The organism is Actinomadura rubrisoli (assembly GCF_004349215.1).
Lineage (GTDB): Bacteria > Actinomycetota > Actinomycetes > Streptosporangiales > Streptosporangiaceae > Spirillospora > Spirillospora rubrisoli.
Map to the genome: position 1 here is coordinate 1 of NZ_SMKU01000497.1, position 5089 is coordinate 5089.

The following is a 5089-nucleotide window of genomic DNA, read 5'->3' on the forward strand; positions in this document are numbered from 1 at the left end:
CAGGCGGTCTCCAGCAGGAGCCGCTGCTGCGGGTCGGTCGCGAGGGCCTCGCGCGGCGAGATCCCGAAGAACTCCGCGTCGAACTCGCTCGCGTCGTGCAGGAACCCGCCGTGCCGCGTCGTGGACGTCCCGGCGTGCTCGGGGTCGGGGTCGAACAGCGCCGCGACGTCCCAGCCCCGGTCCTCGGGGAACTCCCCGACGGCGTCGCCGCCCTCGGCGACCAGCCGCCACAGCTCCTCCGGCGAGGAGATCCCGCCGGGGAACCGGCACGCGATCCCGATGATCGCGAGCGGCTCGTCCGCCGGGGCCGCGACGACCGCCGCGTCCGTCCCGTCCCGCGTCCCGTCTCGCGTTCCGCCCCGCGTCCCGTCCAGCTCCGCCTCCAGGTGAGCGGCGAGGACGGCGGGCGACGGGTGATCGAACACCAGCGTCGCGGGCAGCGCCCGTTCGAGGAGCCCGCTCAGCCGGTTCCGCAGCTCGACCGCCGTCAGCGAGTCCAGCCCCAGCTCGGTGAACGGACGCTCGACGTCGATCCCCGCCGCGTCCGGATGCCCGAGCACGCCGGCCACGACCGCCCGCACCATCTCCAGCACCGATCCCGCCGGCCGCCGCTCCCTGGCCGGGGGAGCCGTCCGCACCAGCCCGCGCAGCATGGCGGGCAGCCCGTCCTCGGCCGCCAGCACCCGCAACGCGCCGAGGTCGAGCGGCGTCGCCGTGGTGCGCGCCGACCCGAGCCGCGCGTCGAACACCGCGAGCCCGTCCGCGACGTCCAGCGGTGCGAGCCCGGCCCGCCGCAGCCGCGTCCGGTCCCTCTCCTCCAGCCGTCCGGCCATCCCGATGACCGCATCGCCCTCGGACGTCGCCTCCCAGAGGCCCCAGGCGAAGGAGGCCGCGGGGAGGCCGAGCGCGTGGCGGTGGTCGGCGAGGCCGTCGAGGTAGGCGTTGGCGGCGGCGTAGGCGGACTGGCCCGCGCTGCCGAGGACGCCCGCCACCGAGGAGAACAGGACGAAGTGGCGGAGCCCGGTGGCCAGCTCATGCAGGTTCCAGGCGGCGGCGGCCTTCGGGCGTAGGACCGCGTGGAGCCGGTCGGGGGTCAGGGACGTCACGACGCCGTCATCGAGGATCCCGGCGGCGTGGATCACCGAGGTGATCGTCTCGCCCGCGAGGAGCCCGGCGAGGGCGGCGCGGTCGGCGGCGTCGCACGCGACCACGCGGGCCCGTGCGCCGTGCCCGGCCAGCTCCGCCGTCAGGTCCGCCGCCCCAGGGGCGTCCGGACCGCTGCGGGAGAGCAGCAGCAGATCGCGCACGCCGTGCCGGACGGCCAGGTGCCGGGCCAGCTCGGCTCCGAGCGCCCCCGTCCCGCCGGTGATCAGCACGGTGCCGTCCGGGTCGAACGGGACGGCCGGGGCCGGCTCGCCCCTGACCAGGCGGGGCGCGAACGCCGCGCCCGCGCGCAGCGACAGCTCCGGCTCCCCGGTTGCGACCGCACCGGCCAGCGCCGCCCGCGACGCGTCGGAGCCGTCGGTGTCGGCCAGCACGAACCGCCCGGGGTGCTCCGCCCGCGCCGCCCGCACCAGCCCCCATACCGCCGTCTGCGCCGGATCACGCGGCCCGTCCCCGACAGCACCTCGCGTGACCAGCATCAACGTCCGGTCGGTGGACGGGGACGCCAGGTGCGTGCGGAGCAGTTCCAGGGCCCGGGTGGTCGTCTCCTCAACGGTTCCGGCCGGGAACTCGGCGAGGTCGAAGTCCGTGGCGGGCTCGGCGGGGCCGACTGGAACCCACTCCTCCTCCAGGATCGGGAGGCGGCCCGCGACGATGCGGTCGGCCGCGACCGTGCGAAGGGCCAGCGCCTCCACGGACAGGACGGGAAGGCCCTGCGGGTCGGTCGCCGCCACCGCGTAGCGGTCGGGTCCGGAGGCGGACAGCCGCACGCGCAGCGCGGTCACCGGGGCACGGCTGTGCAAGGTGGTGCCGGACCAGCTGAACGGCAGGCGGACCGTACCCGGGTCCGCGCCGAGGGCGAGCGGGCGCAGGGCCATATCGAGGAGCGAAGGGTGCGCGCCGAAGCGCCGGGCGTCAGGGTGGAGGGCGTCAGGAAGCGCGACCTCGACGTAGAAGTCGTCGCCGCGCGTCCAGGCGGCCTGCGGGCCCTCGAACGCGGGGCCGTAATCGAGCCCCGCATCGGCGGTGCGGATGGTGAGGTCGGTCAAGTCGACCGGGGTGGCGCCCGCCGGAGGCCACTCGATCGGAGACGCGGGCGGCTCGGCGCGCACGGCGGGGGACAGCAGGCCGGTGGCGTGCCGGGTCCAGTCGGCGGTGTCGCCGTCCTCGGGACGGCTGTGCACGGTCACCGTCCGGCGGTCGTCTCCGTCCGGGGCGCCCACAGTCACCTGGACGACGGTTGGGACGCTGAGCGGCAAGGGCGTTTCGAGCGTGAGTTCGTCGACGCGGCCGCAGCCGGAACGCGCTCCGGCATGCAAGGCCAGTTCCGCGAAGGCCGTGCCGGGCAGCAGCGGCGTGCCGTTGACGCCGTGATCGGCCAGCCACGGATGGGTGTGCGGGGAGAGCAGGCCGGTCAGGACGGTCGTCTGCCCATCGGCGAGGTCGACGGCCGCGCTGAGCAGCCCGTGGTCCTGCGCGCCGAGACCCGCGGCCCGCACGTCGCCCCGTCCGGCCCTCGGCTCCAGCCAGTAGCGCTGTCGTTGGAAGGGGTAGGTGGGCAGGTCGGTCGGGGTGCCGTGGGTGGGCCAGGCGATGGTGTGGCCGTGGGTGTGGGCGGTGGCGGCCGCTAGCAGGACGGTGTCGGTTTCGGGACGGTCGGGGAGGATCGCGGCGGCTAGTGCGGGTGTGGTGTCGAGGGTGGCGGCGGTGATGGTGGTGAGGGTGTTGTCGGGTCCGAGTTCGAGGTAGGTGGTGACGTTGTGGTTGTGGAGGGTGGTGATGGCGTCGGTGAAGCGGACGGTGCCGCGTAGGTGGCGGGTCCAGTGGTCGGGGGTGAATTGGGTGATGGGTTGCCCGTCGAGGGTGGTGATGACGGGGATGGTGGGGGTGTGGTGGGTGAGGGTTTCGGTGACGGTTTGGAATTGGTCGAGGACGGGGTCCATGTGGGGGGAGTGGAAGGCGTGGCTGACCTTGAGGTTTTTGGTTTTGCGGCCGTGTTGCTTCCAGTGTTCGGCGATCGGTTGGACGGCGTCGGGGTCGCCTGCGATGACGATGGTGGTGGGCCCGTTGATGGCGGCGATGGAGACGCGGTCGCCGAGCATGGGCAGGATTTCGTCCTCGGTCGCCTGGATCGCGGTCATCGCCCCACCGGACGGTGCTGATTGCATGAGTTGGGCGCGTGTGGCGACCAGGGTGCAGGCGTCGTCGAGGGAGAGAACTTCGGCGCAGTGGGCGGCGGCGATTTCGCCGATGGAGTGCCCGGCGAGGTGACTCGGGGTCAGTCCCCAGGAGGTGTAGAGCCGGTAGAGCGCGACTTCCAGGGCGAACAATGCCGGTTGGGTGTGCAGGGTCTGGTCGAGAGTCCCGTCGTCGTCGGTGAAGATGATGTCTCGCAGTGCCGGGTCGAAGTGCGTCAGGATCTCGTCGAAGGCGTCGGCGAACACCGGGTAGGCGGCGTGCAGTTCGCGCCCCATCCCGGCCCGCTGCGACCCCTGACCGGTGAACAGGAACGCCAGCCCGTCCGGCCGTGAGGCGTCTCCCCGGACGAGGGACGGATCGTCGCCGCCCAGGGCCAGCGCCCGCAGCGCCGCCCGGTGATCGCCGACGATCACGGCCCGGTGGTCGAACAGCGTCCGGGTGGTGGCCAGCGCGTGCGCCACCGCCCCGGCCTCGGGCGCGGGCTCGGCGGAGACCAGGTCGAGCAGCCGCCCGGCCTGGTCGGCGAGGGCGCGCGGGGTCCGCGCCGAGAGCGTCCACACCGCGACGCCTCCGGTCGCGGCGGGCGCGTCGGCCGACGCCCGAGCCGATGCCCGTGCCGGTGGCTGCTCCAGGATGACGTGCGCGTTCGTCCCGCTGATCCCGAACGACGACACCGCCGCCCGGCGCGGCCGTCCGTCCGGCTCCCACGGCACGGGCTCGGTGAGCAGCCGCACGGATCCGGCCGTCCAGTCGATGTGGGGGGACGGCTCGTCGGCGTGCAGGGTCTTGGGGAGCGTGCCGTGCCGCATCGCCATGACCATCTTGATGATCCCGGCGACCCCGGCCGCCGCCTGGGTGTGCCCGAGGTTGGACTTGACCGAGCCCAGCCACAGCGGCTCCTCCCGGTCCGCGCCGTAGGCCGACTGGAGCGCCTGCGCCTCGATCGGGTCGCCGAGCGTCGTGCCCGTCCCGTGCGCCTCGACCGCGTCGACGTCCCGCGGCGTGAGCCGGGCGGCGGCCAGCGCGGCCCGGATGACCCGCTGCTGGGACGGCCCGTTCGGCGCGGTCAGCCCGTTGCTGGCGCCGTCCTGGTTGACGGCGCTGCCGCGCACGACCGCGAGGACCGGGTGGCCGAGCCGCTCGGCGTCCGACAGCCGCTCCACCAGGAGCAGGCCGGCGCCTTCGCTCCACCCTGTCCCGTCGGCGTCGGCGGAGAACGCCTTGCACCGGCCGTCGGGGGCCAGGCCGCGCTGGCGGCTGAACTCGACGAAGGTCGTCGGGGTCGCCATGACCGTCGCCCCGCCGGCCAGGGCCAGCGAGCACTCGCCCGAGCGCAGCGCCTGCCCGGCCAGGTGCAGCGCCACCAGCGACGACGAGCAGGCGGTGTCGACGGTGACGGCGGGGCCTTCGAGGCCCAGCGTGTAGGCGATCCGGCCCGAGGCGATGCTGGGCGCGCTGCCGTTGCTGAGATAGCCCTCGAAGTCGCGGGGCGCGTGCTGGAGCCGCGACCCGTAGTCGCTGTACATGATCCCGGTGAAGACGCCGGTCCTGCTGCCGCGCAGCGACGTCGGGTCGAGCCCGGCGCGCTCGACCGCCTCCCAGGCGGTCTCCAGCAGGAGCCGCTGCTGCGGGTCGGTCGCGAGGGCCTCGCGCGGCGAGATCCCGAAGAACTCCGCGTCGAACTCGCTCGCGTCGTGCAGGAACCCGCCGTGCCGCGTCGTGGACG

General features: G+C 74.5%; 1 protein-coding gene. It reads right to left on the reverse strand.

Annotated elements, in window-relative coordinates; translation table 11 throughout:
* On the reverse strand, positions 1 to 5089 hold a 5089-nt coding region (locus tag E1298_RS43885), incomplete at both ends, for a type I polyketide synthase (protein ID WP_131903300.1).